General features: G+C 41.2%; 19 protein-coding genes. 1 reads left to right on the top strand and 18 read right to left on the bottom strand.

The features are described from left to right. Positions 1 to 79: 79 nt before the first annotated feature. The 18 genes from ABD676_RS16985 to ABD676_RS16900 form a co-directional block, all read right to left on the bottom strand. A complete protein-coding gene (locus ABD676_RS16985) occupies positions 80 to 1,120 on the bottom strand; it encodes an IS110 family RNA-guided transposase (protein ID WP_344675875.1) in 1,041 nt (346 codons plus the stop codon). Positions 1,121 to 1,401: 281 nt separating this feature from the next. Next, positions 1,402 to 1,851: a response regulator gene (locus tag ABD676_RS16980; protein ID WP_066439708.1), complete on the bottom strand. Its 450-nt coding sequence runs from the start codon at positions 1,849 to 1,851 to the stop codon at positions 1,402 to 1,404. A 274-nt stretch (positions 1,852 to 2,125) separates the two neighbouring features. Beyond that, the gene (locus ABD676_RS16975) at positions 2,126 to 2,425 is read right to left on the bottom strand and encodes a helix-turn-helix domain-containing protein (RefSeq protein ID WP_066439707.1); all 300 of its coding nucleotides are present in this window, start codon (positions 2,423 to 2,425) and stop codon (positions 2,126 to 2,128) included. Continuing rightward, a complete protein-coding gene (locus tag ABD676_RS16970; RefSeq protein ID WP_066439706.1) occupies positions 2,406 to 2,717 on the bottom strand; it encodes a helix-turn-helix domain-containing protein in 312 nt (103 codons plus the stop codon). The genes ABD676_RS16975 and ABD676_RS16970 overlap by 20 nt, the downstream gene beginning before the upstream one ends. A 153-nt stretch (positions 2,718 to 2,870) precedes the next feature. Beyond that, positions 2,871 to 3,671, bottom strand: coding sequence for a TIGR02391 family protein (locus tag ABD676_RS16965; protein WP_066439705.1), 801 nt, complete (start codon positions 3,669 to 3,671; stop codon positions 2,871 to 2,873). A gap of 62 nt (positions 3,672 to 3,733) precedes the next feature. Continuing rightward, the gene (locus ABD676_RS16960) at positions 3,734 to 4,015 is read right to left on the bottom strand and encodes a molybdenum ABC transporter permease (protein WP_066439704.1); all 282 of its coding nucleotides are present in this window, start codon (positions 4,013 to 4,015) and stop codon (positions 3,734 to 3,736) included. Between the two features lie 111 nt (positions 4,016 to 4,126). Beyond that, positions 4,127 to 4,576, bottom strand: coding sequence for a DUF3872 domain-containing protein (locus ABD676_RS16955; protein ID WP_066439702.1), 450 nt, complete (start codon positions 4,574 to 4,576; stop codon positions 4,127 to 4,129). An 11-nt stretch (positions 4,577 to 4,587) separates the two neighbouring features. Beyond that, on the bottom strand, positions 4,588 to 5,148 hold the full coding sequence (locus ABD676_RS16950) for a conjugal transfer protein TraO (RefSeq protein ID WP_066439701.1): 561 nt from the start codon (positions 5,146 to 5,148) through the stop codon (positions 4,588 to 4,590). Positions 5,149 to 5,169: 21 nt separating this feature from the next. Then, on the bottom strand, positions 5,170 to 6,063 hold the full coding sequence (gene traN / locus ABD676_RS16945) for a conjugative transposon protein TraN (protein ID WP_066439697.1): 894 nt from the start codon (positions 6,061 to 6,063) through the stop codon (positions 5,170 to 5,172). 24 nt (positions 6,064 to 6,087) lie between these two features. Further along, positions 6,088 to 7,422 (bottom strand): conjugative transposon protein TraM, encoded by a 1,335-nt coding sequence (traM, locus tag ABD676_RS16940; RefSeq protein WP_066439696.1) that lies wholly within the window; start codon positions 7,420 to 7,422, stop codon positions 6,088 to 6,090. Beyond that, positions 7,409 to 7,696 carry a hypothetical protein gene (locus tag ABD676_RS16935; RefSeq protein ID WP_019974903.1) on the bottom strand — a complete coding sequence of 96 codons (288 nt, stop codon included), beginning with the start codon at positions 7,694 to 7,696 and terminating at the stop codon, positions 7,409 to 7,411. The genes traM and ABD676_RS16935 overlap by 14 nt, the downstream gene beginning before the upstream one ends. 19 nt (positions 7,697 to 7,715) lie before the next feature. Further along, positions 7,716 to 8,144 carry a hypothetical protein gene (locus tag ABD676_RS16930; RefSeq protein WP_066439692.1) on the bottom strand — a complete coding sequence of 143 codons (429 nt, stop codon included), beginning with the start codon at positions 8,142 to 8,144 and terminating at the stop codon, positions 7,716 to 7,718. 12 nt (positions 8,145 to 8,156) lie between these two features. After that, positions 8,157 to 8,780: a conjugative transposon protein TraK gene (gene traK / locus ABD676_RS16925; RefSeq protein ID WP_026357463.1), complete on the bottom strand. Its 624-nt coding sequence runs from the start codon at positions 8,778 to 8,780 to the stop codon at positions 8,157 to 8,159. 21 nt (positions 8,781 to 8,801) lie between these two features. Next, positions 8,802 to 9,797 (bottom strand): conjugative transposon protein TraJ, encoded by a 996-nt coding sequence (gene traJ, locus ABD676_RS16920; RefSeq protein ID WP_059333820.1) that lies wholly within the window; start codon positions 9,795 to 9,797, stop codon positions 8,802 to 8,804. 2 nt (positions 9,798 to 9,799) lie between these two features. Continuing rightward, the gene (locus ABD676_RS16915) at positions 9,800 to 10,432 is read right to left on the bottom strand and encodes a DUF4141 domain-containing protein (RefSeq protein WP_019974899.1); all 633 of its coding nucleotides are present in this window, start codon (positions 10,430 to 10,432) and stop codon (positions 9,800 to 9,802) included. A gap of 26 nt (positions 10,433 to 10,458) precedes the next feature. Continuing rightward, positions 10,459 to 12,963, bottom strand: coding sequence for a TraG family conjugative transposon ATPase (locus tag ABD676_RS16910; protein ID WP_123860958.1), 2,505 nt, complete (start codon positions 12,961 to 12,963; stop codon positions 10,459 to 10,461). After that, on the bottom strand, positions 12,960 to 13,292 hold the full coding sequence (locus tag ABD676_RS16905; RefSeq protein WP_019974897.1) for a DUF4133 domain-containing protein: 333 nt from the start codon (positions 13,290 to 13,292) through the stop codon (positions 12,960 to 12,962). The genes ABD676_RS16910 and ABD676_RS16905 overlap by 4 nt, the downstream gene beginning before the upstream one ends. Before the next feature lie 11 nt (positions 13,293 to 13,303). Further along, the gene (locus ABD676_RS16900; protein WP_002979435.1) at positions 13,304 to 13,609 is read right to left on the bottom strand and encodes a DUF4134 domain-containing protein; all 306 of its coding nucleotides are present in this window, start codon (positions 13,607 to 13,609) and stop codon (positions 13,304 to 13,306) included. A gap of 204 nt (positions 13,610 to 13,813) precedes the next feature. Between ABD676_RS16900 and ABD676_RS16895 the strand changes: the two genes are divergently transcribed. Then, positions 13,814 to 14,113: a helix-turn-helix domain-containing protein gene (locus ABD676_RS16895; RefSeq protein ID WP_019974895.1), complete on the top strand. Its 300-nt coding sequence runs from the start codon at positions 13,814 to 13,816 to the stop codon at positions 14,111 to 14,113. Positions 14,114 to 14,139: the final 26 nt, after the last annotated feature.

The raw sequence follows: 14,139 nt of genomic DNA, 5'->3' as shown, positions 1-14,139 counted from the left end.
CAAAAAGAGCTCAGGGTTGTAGCTAAAAGCTAAACCTTTTAAATATACTACAAGGGGAAGCGGCTTAAACTTCTCTTTTTTATAGTGCTATTTTCTGCGGTGAAATGATTTGATACTCGTGTTCTGGATTATAATAAGAATTGTTTTTCCATAAGATAAAAGTTAATTCTAGTAGTTTTCTTTGGATGGCAACGATAGCCTTCATTTTAATACCATGCCTTGAAACTATTCTTAAGAAAATATCTCTGAACCTTTCATCGGTTCTGATTGCAGCTAGTGCCGGAAAGTGCATTACCTTCCTTAAATTACGATTACCCCGCTTGGAGATTCGGGGTTTGGATTTCACTGAGGTTCCAGATGTCTTTTCTCTTACATCTAATCCTGCATAACTGACTAGCTGTCTTTTATTTTTTATTAACTCGAATCCGTTGGTTTCGGCAATAATGGTTGCAGCAGTTAGATTTCCAATTCCGGGAATCGATGATACTATTTTCATCTTTTCCCCTAGAGTCTGATCTCCTTTGATAAGTGTAGTAATTTCTTCTCTTATTTGCTTTTCCTGCAAATCTATAAGGGCTATTCTCTTTTTAGTTCGTCTGACGGAGTTTACACTTGATGTTGCGGAAGTACGTTCTGCATGCAGTTGATTTTTTAGCATTGTACGTTCTTGTACAAGCTGTTCACGTTCCCGACAAAGATGTCTCAAATCATTGAATATTTTTAAAGGAGGCTGCCAAACTTCCAATTGTCTTTCCAAACCAAATCTCGCAATGGCTTGTGAAGCGCTCTTGTCAGTTATAGTTTTTATGTCAAGTGTCCTCACATAATTACTAATCTTGTTTGGCAAAACGATACTTACTTGTTTTTTAATATTACAAAGATAATACGCTAAGGATTCATGGTAAACCCCTGTTGCTTCCATTACGTACCGTACATCTATTGTAGTCGATGTCTGCTTATTTACCCACGATACGAGGCTTGAAAACCCTTTTTTAGTGTTAGGAAATACTTTATAGGCATAAACTTCTATGCTTATCAGTTCATCCATTCTAGCAAGAGATACAACTAATTCATTTTGTGCAACATCAATTCCTACTGTCTGCTTTAATAATACCTTCATCTTATATGGTTTAGGTAAGTGATAACCTTTCTTCATCTTTTCTCCTGACTGGATATACTGGCTATAAAACTCATTATAATGAGCAAATTCCTTACATTCTGTTCAGATTCTAAAAGGTTAAAGAAGAGGAGGCAGTCTCTTTTCTTGAATATACCATAAGGCTATTTAAAGCAAAATCTGCTCTCGCCCTTCTTCACTTAGATTATATTATACAAACATAGGAGAAGCAAAAGAACGCCGCTTGATTAGAACAGATATTTTATACTATTATAATCGGAACGTTACTTATTACTGAAATATTCCTGTGCAATTTCCGCTACTCCCACACTAAAATATCTACCGCCATTGGTAACAACATCAATAGCTTTTTTAAAATCGTCCGTATCGCTACCAATGAGCAAATAACCTGTAAAACCAATTTCCAAAAGAGGTTTTACGGCTTTTTCTGCATCAATATCATTATGTGCAATCAGGTTAATGGTTGGATATTGTGTTCTCAATTCTTGAAGCTGTGCCAGCACATTCTTATTGTAAAAATCAAGGTCAATAATACAAATGTTGGGAAGTGTTTTTAATGCTGGTAATTGAGATAGTCCGTCTTCAATGTTTTCAGAACGGAACAATACTTCAATTCCTGAAGCAACGAGGTCGTTGCAGGTCAAATCCAAAATCGGGCTTTTATCATTGATAAAGGCGAGGGCAATTTTTTGTTGTGCTGTACCAGTTTCCATATCATTACTTTTTTGAGTTGATGTAGCCCTGCACAAAAAAAAGAAGCGCAGGCAACCACACTTACCGATACTGAGGCACTGGTACGCCTTAATCCCCGAATAAGCGAGCGCCCACGCCTATGACGTGAGCGTTCTTACTTATTGTCTTGGGGATACAAAAAATTACCAGTTTTCAGTACCAAGACCTAAAGCAAAAACACTTTAAGTATTGTTATATTTTACATAGCAAATATACTAAAGTCCTTCCGTTGAAACATAGTCAGAACCAAATTAATTAGAAGCAATGTCTGTCATTGGTTATATAGTTCTGTTCTAAGACGGTCAGAATATCCGTTTCCTTATAAATAATCTTACCCCCAATTTGTATATACGGCAGGATATTATCGTCACGGTATTGCTGTAAAGTCCGTTTACTGATATGTAACAGCCTACACACATCTTCGCCCGACAAGTATATTTCTCCGTTCATTACAGGACGGTAATTTTTTAATATTTCTTCAATACGGTTTCTCAACTGCATTATCATTTCCTGATGGGCGATGATTTCTTCCGTTTCATTCGTCAGTAAATCCATTGTCGTTGGTATTGTACGGCTGTCCGGCTTCGAGTAAAGCCTGTACGTCCGAGCGTTTATAATAATTCTTGCGGTTCAGTTTGGAATATGGTAATAAGCCTTTGTCCTTGTAGGTCTGCAAAGTCCGTTTGGTAATGTTCATCATCAAACACACTTCCTGGTTATCGAGCCATTGCTCCTCTTTGAAAATCGGGGTATATTTTCGTGTGGCATTTTCGGTCATTTCCAAAAGTTCCCTTAGGTCATTCTTCATTCCGTCCAATGCGGTTTTTTGTATTGCAATAACTTCCATTGTTTGCTCATTTTTTCTGTGGAAGTCGAATTTATAAAGGCTTATTGCAGGATTGGGAAAGGTTGCATTGATTGGCGTTGAAAGGCAGTGTTTGGCTTTTTACTTTTGCCATAAACGAAAAATCGGATAACCTTTTGAGCTATCCGATTTTTTTTATTTAAGCCCCGTTTTATAAGTGTTATCAAGTTTGTTGTGAATAATTGTTGCTACAACCAAAACTTCTGTCATTTGTGAAAGTTGGGTATCTTCCAATATTTTGGGGTTGTGTGCTTTTGGATTTCTGTACATAGAAAAAAATCCTTTGCAGAAATTTCCAAAACCTTTGTGTTCACTTTCTTCGCTTTGATTTTTCAGAGTATTGAAAGCAAGCATAGGTCTTTTGTCCTTTCCCAACGCAAAACAATCATCAACTAAATCTGCTCCGTCTGAAGTATAGCCACTTTTTTGCCTAAGCCTCTCTGCTACACTTTTCGTAATTTCAAGTATAGCGTGAAAATAATTTTCCTTTAACCATTCAGCTTCACAATAAGGCAAAATTTCTGAATGAACTCCAATTCCGTGTACTTTTTCTTTGATTTTTAGTGACCTGCTTTTTGCTTCCGAAATAGTTTTCGCCTTATCAACTTGTCGGGGCTGTCCACTTTTATCAATTTCTATCCCTTCATAAACAAGTTTCTCATTGATAGTTGTTCTATCTTTTTCAAATTCATCTTCGGAATTATATCTTTTAGGATTTAATAATCTAACAACAAATGCCAATACATTATTTCCACATCTGTCTTGTGCTTGTCTTTCTTTTAAAGCATAAAACAATCTGTCTGTTTTATTTGTGCCATATTGAGATTGAGAAATACCAGCACCTGATAAATGTTCTGTAATTTTCGTATGTGTCAGTATATTTGATATAATATCAGATATATTTCGTAGGGTTATGTCATCAAAGGATTTTGTCATTTTATAATTTTCCTCTTTATTATGAATACTAAATCATATAATCTAAATTTCCATAAAAATACTTATTTCGAGTTAGGTATCTCCACTTGTTGCTTCTCTTTGTCCTTTTTCATTTGGCTATAAGTCCATATACAGACAATACCGAGAATTATCAAAGCGTATGCAATCCATTTGCCGACACGTTCTATAAAACGGGTAAATACAGATGCTTCAAAACTCGAAAATCCCTCTGCACCCATACCATTACGCCTATAAAATTTCCTGCGGTTTATCCAATAAATAAGCACTATCGCAATAACGATAACAATAATACCAAACACCAATTGAGCCGTAACTGTATCCATACCCGTTAAGATTATAATTCAAGTAAATTTAAACAAAAAACAACGTACACCGAAAGCTGAAAAGCAATAAACCGACCTGTAACAGTCGGTTTTGCTTTTATATAAGTAGCATTAATCACTACTGTTGAACTGAAAGCTCAACTGCTTTTCGTTACCGAAGTTATCGGAAATCCAAACCTCAAAGGATTGTGATACGGTAGATGCCGAAGTGTAATACAACCGGAACTGCTCCGTTGGCAACGAATACAAATCGTTTGGCAAATACGGTGGTTCGTCATAATACCGCAATGTGCCTTGACCGTCAAATTGAAAGTAGCGGAGAAAATATTGCGTGTTGCTGTAATTGCCTGTTCGCTGTATGGTAATCCGTATCTCTACGGTCTGCCCACTGGCAATATCTTTGGGTACAGGCATTACTTTGACCTCAAAAGGGAAATCGTTCTGTATTTCGAGTTCATCGTCTTTGCTACAAGATACCAACGTAACCGAAGCCGTGAGGATTGCCAAGAGTATATATATTGAGCTTAATCCTATCCTGAATTTATTGAATATTGCTATCATCATTTTACATTTTAAAAATTAAACCTTAATCCCACGCCTGCGGACGGTCGGAATTGTTCCAAGTCTGTACCCCACAAAACCTTTGTACGCCCTTGCAGGACTAACACAAAACGGTCGGACAGGTACGTTTCAAATGTGAGCCGTCCGCCTGCTCCGTAAACAAAATTGTCTTCGCTCAGTATCTTCGCTCCGTCATACAACATTGCTTCGCCACGGTTGATGCTTTCGTAACCGACTACGCCTGTTATTCCAAAGTTCAGCGTGATGTTCTTACGAACATCGCCCAACAGGAAGAAACTGTAACCGCCCTCTGCGGTATAAGTTTCCTGCGGTATGCGGAGGTCTTTATAATCGTGGTATTGGTGTGTATATTCCAACGCCCAAAGCTGGTAGTTACCATTTTTGCCGTTTACGGTCATTGCTACATTGATGTAATAATCGTTACCGATTTTATCATCGGACAGCACACCCGTACTCACTTCCAATCCTTTCTGTTTAGGTAACATTCTTTGTGCCTGTGTGACCGTGATGGCCATAAAGATGAGCATCACGGTATAGATATACTTTTTCATATTATTTACTTTAAAAGGTTATTAAAATTTCAGGTGCATATCGTTAATCAAACGAGCTTTGATTAAGTCGGAATTTTCTATCTGGAGTGTCTGATGCCTGCCACCGTTTTTCTCGAAAATCTCAATAAGTAGTACCTTGTCATCGGCAATGGTAAATTGGTCTAACAGGAACACGTTTTGCTCGGTCGTTTTTCCGCCAATCTCATCCAATGGTTTGTAAGTCCTAAGCGGTATCATCGGGCGTTCCTGCACTACGGTACGTTTGGCTACCTTTTTATCCACCACTTTGAAATTCACAAAATCAATCTGAAACGGCACATTGGTACGGTTTCTCAATTCCGTATGGAAATAGTATTTGCCGTTGTGTATGTAGATACCTTTGAGGATAAACTGAATACCGAAACTCTTAGCCCCGATATGCTTTACAATACGTTTGTCCTTTTTGTAAATGGTTTCCAAAAGCAAGCCTGCCAATGATGGCGAATTGTTGCCCAATTCTTCAAAAAGCACATCGTTTCCGTTGGCTTTATCAACCGCCTTTTGCATTGTCAAGAGGTCATAGCTCAACGCTTCGGGATAGGGACTGTAATACACATTGAAACTGTAAAAACGCCCGTCATTTGTGATAACTGAAAAATTGGTTTCCGCTTCAAATTCCCTTACCGATGCTTTTACACGCAATACATTTTCCGCATCTTCCGCTTTTCCAGCAATCAGGTATTCGCTTCCCAAATCCACATAACGGATGGCGGTCGGAAAAATAAGATGTGAAGTTTTATCGTAGGTAACTTCCATTCTATACGGTTCTATCTTGCCTAATGCAAGCGGAGTTTTTGCACTATCCTGTGCGTAAGATTGTACGGCAAAGCCGAGTATCAGGGCAAATGCCCAAAAGGTTTTTAAATGATTTTTCATTGTTTAAATTATTTGAGTTCAACATTATTTTTTAGATACAAGGAAGACCTGATGCCCTGCTTTTAGCGTAACCTTTGGGGTTCTTACCTTTTTGGCGAAATAGCCCGAAACACCCTGTACCACGCCACGGCTTAAATCAGCAGCAACCTGTTGTCCTGCATTCTGCGTGAGCATTATGCTTGTTCCCGAAGTCTGGCTCATATTGCCCGCCATTTCGGTAAGGGCGTTCATTTCGGGCGAATACGGAACGTACAAGCCTTGCTGTCCGTCCAAATCGTAAATAGTAATATCAACCGGAATGATGTTGCCCTCTAATTCTACGGAGGTAATCTTTAGCTGCAATCGACCTCCCTGAAATTTGGCATTAGCTGTTACAATCGTTCCTTTCGGAATGGTACGTTGAGGCGTTTGGGCTGGCTCTAACAATCGCAATCGTACCCCTGTTTCGCCAATAACCGTTTGCGCATCGTGTACACAGGCTTTGATACTGTTTTTCGGTTGTGCCGTTTGCTCAATAGAACCTGCGGTATAAAAGCCCCGGTTTCTTGTTTCGCTCCAATCGGCTAAAAAGGCACTGTCCGTAGGCTCACGATACAAAGCGGAAACGGTGTTCTTTCTTGTAGGTGTGAATGCCACAAAATGCTCCTTTTGAGTTGAACCTGCGGTAGCCGTACCTGCATCCTTAGCAGGTGGGGCTTCTGTCGAATTTGTACCTGTTGGCAGATACTTTGCCGCCATCTGGTAGGATTTCTCCATTATGGCAAGCTGGTCATCAACGGTTACAGATTTAGGTACATCTTTCTCGGCTAATTGTTCTTTTAGTTCGTCCAATTGCCTGCGGAGTTCTGTTGTTTCAGAGTTGTTATCCTGATAAAATGAACCCAATGTGCTTTGTGCATTGCGGTAACTGCTCAATGCAGGATTGCCGTTTCTTCCCGAACCTCTGCCAACGCCATAGCTGCTGTTTTCGTCTTCTTCGGGAAATTCATCATTAGGCTCTTTTTTGTCTTCAGTATTCCAATAGTCAGAAAGCGTGGTAAGTGCATTGCGTTTTTCTTGCTCTTTGCGTTCCAGCATTTCCAACTCGTAAGCCTTGCCTTTGTCGGCAGGCATTCCTGCTCCGGTAGCCTCCGGTACTGCATCGTTCAGCCCGATGTTCTCAATTTCCTTTTTGTCTGCGGATGGTTTAAATATGAGGTACATACAACCTACGAAGACAATTCCCATTAAGCCAAATATGAGTGGCTTTTTGAGCTTTTCGGCTTTGTTCTGTGTACCGTCTTGCAGTACATCAGTGGTTGCTGCCTGGTTCCCTTCCGTTACCCGAACAACCGACTTTTTGTTCTCATTTTCTTTCATAAATCTTGTTTTTTAGAATTGTTGATAATGTGTCCTGCAATCTTGCAGGACTTTCACTTTTTTTGAGGACAGGGTTTTCGATATGCTCAATGACCATATCGTTACCCGACTTTGAGGTATCGTACCATACTTTGCAAATGACACCTGCCGTAAGCAGTAGATACCCCACAAAAAAGTAAAGTGTGTATTGGTGCTGTTTCCGCAAGGGCAATGCCCGCCAGCGTTCGTCCAGCTTGTCAAAGTACCTGTCCATATTTGCTCTTAGTTTTTTCATAACCTTACTATTTCTGTTGTTATAGCTTGAAACGCTTAGGACTTTGACCTGCCTTTTGCTTCGGTTCTTCATTGACCAAAGCGACTGCCTCAACCGCTTTGGGTGCGGATATGACTGACAGGTTTGTCAGTTCCGATTTTTTCAGCAGTTGCCCAAATTGGTCTTTCCTTGCAACCTCCATTCTGTTAAGCGAGAATTTGCCGTTCAGGTATTTTACCCACATACTGCATTCTACACTTGGCTTGTCTTCGCCCGACCATTGCAGGTAGCCCGTCAGCAACAAGTCCTGTTTAGGCAAACTATCTGTACCTTTTTGGCAGTTTTCGAGGTATTCGCCGATACTTTCCTTCAACTTTCCAGCATACGCTCCCTGCGTATGGAAATAGCCGTTATATCCTTTATCGGTAAGGATTTTTGCAAACGTGCTTAAATCTGATAATGCTTCCATAAGATTGTTTTTTTAGCGTTCGATAACTTCTATATCCCTGTTTTCTATCACTGCAAACTTTTCGATGTTGAAGCCTTGCGGGTTGTTGTCCGAACGGACAGAGTTCACGAGATAACAGGAAGTAATCAGGTTACGCCTGGTCACGTTGCTCGAACGGATAATGAATTGTTTGGCGTAGGTACGCACCGCATAAGGATAGGTGTCGAAATTGCACACGACACTATCCACCTCAATGCGTTGCTGTACATTCCCCGAAATAATCCTGCTGTAATAGCCCTTTTCCGACAGGTCTTTGTAATAATCAAAAGCTGATTTATCGGCAAGGTTGAATGCCCTGCTCATATTGCTTTCGATAGCGTTCTTGTCGGGAGCAAGCGTAAAAAAGAGTTCGTGAAAACGCCTGACGTGTTCCCTTGCTTCCACAGGTCGGTTGATACTTGCATCTTGCGATAAGGCAAGCATCAACGATTTTCCATTATCCAGCACATAGATTTTTTGGCGTTGTTCGTCTGCAAAGCTGTAAGATTTCCAAAGTGAAAATCCTACCACGCTTAGGCAGAGAACGGCAAATACAATGGCATACAGCCGTATTTGCCTAAAACTGTTTTCGATATTTCTTAATGTTTTAAATTCCATTTTTAAATGATTTGATTGTTTTTATTTCCCCATTAACTTGCCACCGATATTTCCAACTGCCGAACCTGTTCCTGCTCCGGCGATATTTCCGGTTTTCATTGCGGCTTGGTTTACGTTACGGGTAAAGTTCCCTGCACCGCCTGCCTGAATAATCCAGCCTGTTACCGTTGGGATAGTGAAGTAGCCCACGATACCGATTATCATAAAGATGATGTACACGGTATTGCTCGTATCAGGTATGTAAGTAGGGTCGGCAAGCATTGCTATATCCTTTTCGATAATGAGGGATTGTATTTTGGCAAGCATAGAGCTGAACAGGTCTGCCACAGGCAACCACAGGTAAACGCTGACGTATCGGGTCAGCCATTGCGTGAGCGTGGACTGAAAACCGTCCCACACGCTTATCGCAAAGGCTATCGGCCCGAGTATGGACAGGACAATGAGAAAGAACGTCCTTATGGTATCAATAACCAAAGCTGCCGCCTGAAACAGTACCTCTAACAGATTGCGAAACCAATTCTTAATAGCTTGTTCGGTTTGGTAGGCAAACCTATCCATATACATTCCCGACATCGTAATCAAATCGCCGGGCGACCAGCCCAATTCTTCGAGCTTTTTATCAAATTCCTCATTTGATACGAGATAGGCTGTTTCAGGATTTCGTAGCATAGCTTCCCGTTCGAGCAGGTCTTTTTTCGCCTGCAAATTGTTGAGGTCAAGCACCTGATTTTCAAGGATTGTGTGAGTACCCTGTACCACCGGACTTAACACGGCATTGATTGTTCCCAATACGATAGTTGGGAAAAACATAATGCAAAGCCCCAAAGCGAAAGGACGAAGCAAAGGGTACATATCAATGGGTTCAGCCCTGCTCAAAGCCTGCCATACTTTTATGGCAACATAGAACAAAGCCCCCAATCCGGCTATCCCTTTAGCCACTGCCGCCATATCGGCGGACAGTGGGAGCATCTCATCATATAATGAGCGTAGGACTTCGTGAAGATTTTGAAATTCCATAACTACCAGTATTTTTGGTTAGGAGTTCCATAGAGGTCAAGCACTCTTTTGGTATTGTTCTGCTTTTTTGCTCTTAGAATACTTACAGAGATATTCTTATTGGTATAGTAGCGTACCAAGCTGTGGTATTCCTTTACTTCTTTGTACACTCTATCAATAATATCCATACGCTCTTTGTCGTTCAGCGAAAGGCTTGATGAGGTTACAATCTGTTTGAGTTCTTTCAGCAGTTCGGTACTTTCATTCAGCAATGCCGAATAACCATTGCTGATAGCTGCCAATTCCTGTGCAGAAAAATTCGGGTCGTTCATCATCTTACCGAAGTTGGTAACATACATTTCGGATACGTCACCGACAAGCAATACAGTCTGCTGTACCTTACGTGCATCTTTTACAAGATTATTTACAGCTTGTAGCTTGTCGTAATACTCCTTACCCTGTTTATACACCTTTTCCACTTCCTTGAAATTTTTAATTACATTGGATACCGTGGAAGAAGTCTGTACGATTTCATTCGCACTGTTGAGAATACCCGATGCCAGATTTGTGGGGTCGGTTACTACCCATTGTGCTTTTGCGGACGGTGCTACGGCGAGCATTAGTGCCGTACACACCATAAAAAGGAACTTTTTCATTTTTATGAATTTTAAAATGTTAATGACTATTGATTTGCTTTGTCACGCCTTTGCATTGCGATATGCTTAATGGCGAGTTCTACGTTACCGTCCAATTCGGAAGCTAATTGCATTACCTCCATTTTTTCGGTTTCTTCGGTGGTGTATGCGAGGTATTCCTCCAAACTAACTTCGGTGGCATAGACTGCCGAGTTCGTACCACCTAAGCCAATCCAAACCTCTTTGTACAGTCGGCTTGCATCGTTGTTCATATTGATAGAAAGTACCTGACCTTTTTCCTTATCTGTAAGCCCCAACATTGCCTGTATGTCATCGAATTTATTCATATACTTACGCTGGTCTAAGAGGATTTTACAGTCGGAATTGTTGATGATACTTTCTTTTACAATGGGCGACTGGATAATATCATCTACCTCTTGCGTAACGACAATCGCCTCTCCGAAGAATTTGCGGACGGTTTTAAATAAATATTTTATATATTCCGCCATTCCTTCTTTGGCAATCGCTTTCCACGCTTCTTCAATCAGGATGAGTTTTCGGATACCTTTCAGCCTCCGCATCTTGTTGATAAAAACTTCCATAATGATAATTGTGACTATGGGAAAGAGGATTTTGTGGTCTTTAATCGCATCAATTTCAAACACGATAAAGCGTTTGGAAAGCAGGTCTAACTGCTTGTCGGAGTTCAACAGATAATCGTATTCGCCACCCTTGTAGTAGGGTTCGAGGACGTTCAGGAAATTTGCAATGTCAAAGTCTTTTTCCCTTACCTGTTTTTCTTCGAGTACCTTGCGGTAATCACCTTTGACATACTCGTAGAAACCGTTGAATGATGGGTAAACATCATCTGTTTTGATACGTTCAATATAACCTGATACGGCATTGGATAATGCCACTTCTTCCGAACGGGTTGGCGGTTCATCATCACGTTTCCATAGTGTCAATATTAAGGTCTTAACACTTTCTCTCTTTTCGATGTCGAAAACCCCATCATCCGTGTAAAATGGATTGAATGCAATCGGGTTGCCTTCGGTGTACGTAAAATAAACACCGTCTTCACCTTTGGTCTTTCCTTTGATGAGTTCGCATAAGCCCTGATAAGAATTACCCGTATCTACCAACAATACGTGTGCGCCCTGTTCGTAGTATTGCCTTACCATATGGTTTGTGAAGAACGATTTTCCCGAACCTGACGGACCAAGTATAAACTTGTTCCGGTTCGTGATAATGCCACACTTCATAGGCAGGTCGGAAATATCCAAATGGATAGGTTTTCCTGTAAGCCTGTCAGCCATCTTGATACCGAACGGCGAGGGCGAATTGTGATAGTTGGTTTCTTCTGTGAAGAAGCACAAGGCAGGTTCGATAAAAGTGTAAAAACTTTCCTCACTCGGAAAATCGCCTGCATTGCCGGGCATTCCAGCCCAAAACAAAGTGGCTACGTCCGTAGTGTTGTGGCGAGGCTTACACTCCATCAATGCCAATGCACTACCGCAATCGTTCTTTAACTGTTTCAGCTCCGCAGGGTCTTCCGACCACGCCATAATGTTGAAGTGTGCCCTGATAGACGACAGACCGAAGCTGTGGGCTTCGTTCAGGTATTTTTCTATCCACTCTTTGTTGATTTGGTTTGCCCTGCTATACCTTGCCAAAGAGTGCATATTGCGGGCGGACTTTTCAAACTTTTGCAGGTTGTCTTCGCTGTTATCCAAAAACAAATATTGGTTGTAGATATGGTTACAGCTAAGGAGTAATCCCACGGGAGCAGCGAACGACAAACGGCAGTCGCTCCGGTCGGTGGATAGCTTTTCAAAACGGGTATCAGCCGATACCGTTCCGGGCAAATCGTCTGTATCGGACAAGGTGTGCAGGCTCAACCTTTTGTTTCCGATACGGACTTCTTCCGTTCCGAGTGCGATGTCCTGCATCGGTGTTCCGCTTTCCCTTGACAGGGTTAGGTACTGTTCCAACAATCCCTGCTTTTCGTCCGTTCCGATGATTTCATCTTCGGTAAGGCGTTGCAGGGTTATGAAACCGCTATCGTTCACGATACGCTCAAACTGTGCCACCGCTTCCATAAAGCGGTGTATCGTTTCCTTGTTCCTGATTTCCTTTGGTATGAGCGTACCTTTGCAAAGCGAACTGAAGTTGCTTTGCATACGCATTCTTTCCTTAGTGGTCTTGGTCAGGAACAGGTAACAATAATGGTTCAGAAATGGTCGCTCATTAAAATGGCGTTGGTAGGATTTAGCCAAAAAACTTTGGTCTTCCTTTGCCAAATCGGGAGCATAGCTTTCTTTGATGTACCAATCCTGTTTGTGGATGACCGTAAAATCCGGCAAGGTCTTGATAGCCTTATGCCAGGCGGAGTGAATAGCTTCGTATTCCGCCGATGCTACCGTAAACAGTTCCGGCAAACGAACCTCAAAGCAGGCGGTAATGTCCGCATCTTTGGAAAGGATGCAGTTGTTTTCTACTGCCAACAAAGGAAATTTGTTTTCCAGCGTTGTTGTCTTTGCAACGTTTCTCATAGGGCATTCGATTTAGGAGTGAATTTCAGATAGCGGTGTACAGGCTTGCGACAAATGATGTATCGGGGATGTCTTTTTCCTGCTCCGATTTTCATTAGCCCGTGTTCGCCGTACTTCCTGTTTAGTGAAAAGGTCTGCCACACAATGAGCGAAGCACCGCCTGCTCCGAGGAACAGGCAGATGTAAGAGTTTACGCCTGCCATATACAGTATCATCACGAGGATGAGCGTACCGAGCAGTCCGCCAGCGAAAATGAACAGGTATTGTGCTTTCAGTCCCTTAAATTCCACTGTCCTGCCAATGCCTTTGTTTATGTTGTAATTGTTCATAAAGCAAAGGATTAAAGGAAGAATGAACGCAGGATGGTAGCCGCTACGATTAAGAAGATACACGCACCGAACCAGCTTGCCGCAGTCTTCGATGTGTCGGGGTCGCCCGAACTGAACTTATTGTAAACTTTAACGCCCCCTATCAAGCCCACGACCGCACCGATGGCGTAGATTAATTGGGTTGCGGGGTCGAAATAGGAAGTTACCATTTGGGTAGCCTCGTTGATACCTGCCGAGCCGTTTCCCTGTGCGAACGCACCAATTCCTGACAGCATAGCCACGGCTGCCAGCAAAACTTTTTTTCTCTGTTTTTCCATAATTGAAACACATTAATTTGTTATTGTTATCCCGCACCTTGCGGACTTTCGGAACAAAGGTGTTTCAGAAATCAGGGCGTTATAATAAAGTGGCAGTCAAAGGAATGATTTGGCAGTGAGTGGCTTTATAGAAAGTCTAAATCCGTATTTATTAAACTATTTTGCTTAAATTTGACATATTTAGACAAGTCTTAAAAAAGCAAAATGGCATTTGGAAAACACATAAAAAGACTAAGAGAAAGTAAAGGATTGTTCCTACGGGAAGTTGGGGCTGCATTGGAACTGGATAGTGCTTTTATCAGTAAAGTCGAAAATGAAGAAAGACCATTGCCAAGAAAACACATCGAAAAGCTTGCAGAATTTTTGAATACCCCAATTGATGAGCTATTGGTTTTATGGTTTTCAGATAAAATAAAGGGACTTATTGACGATAAAGAAATAGGAAAGCAGGCTTTAAAAATTGTTTTAAAAGAATTAAATGCAATCAAGAATAATGCAGATTAGGTTTTTAACAACTCTTCTTTGGCAAT

The organism is Sphingobacterium kyonggiense, assembly GCF_039536825.1.
Classification (GTDB): Bacteria; Bacteroidota; Bacteroidia; order Sphingobacteriales; family Sphingobacteriaceae; genus Sphingobacterium; species Sphingobacterium kyonggiense.
This window is presented reverse-complemented; position numbering and strand designations above follow the sequence as displayed.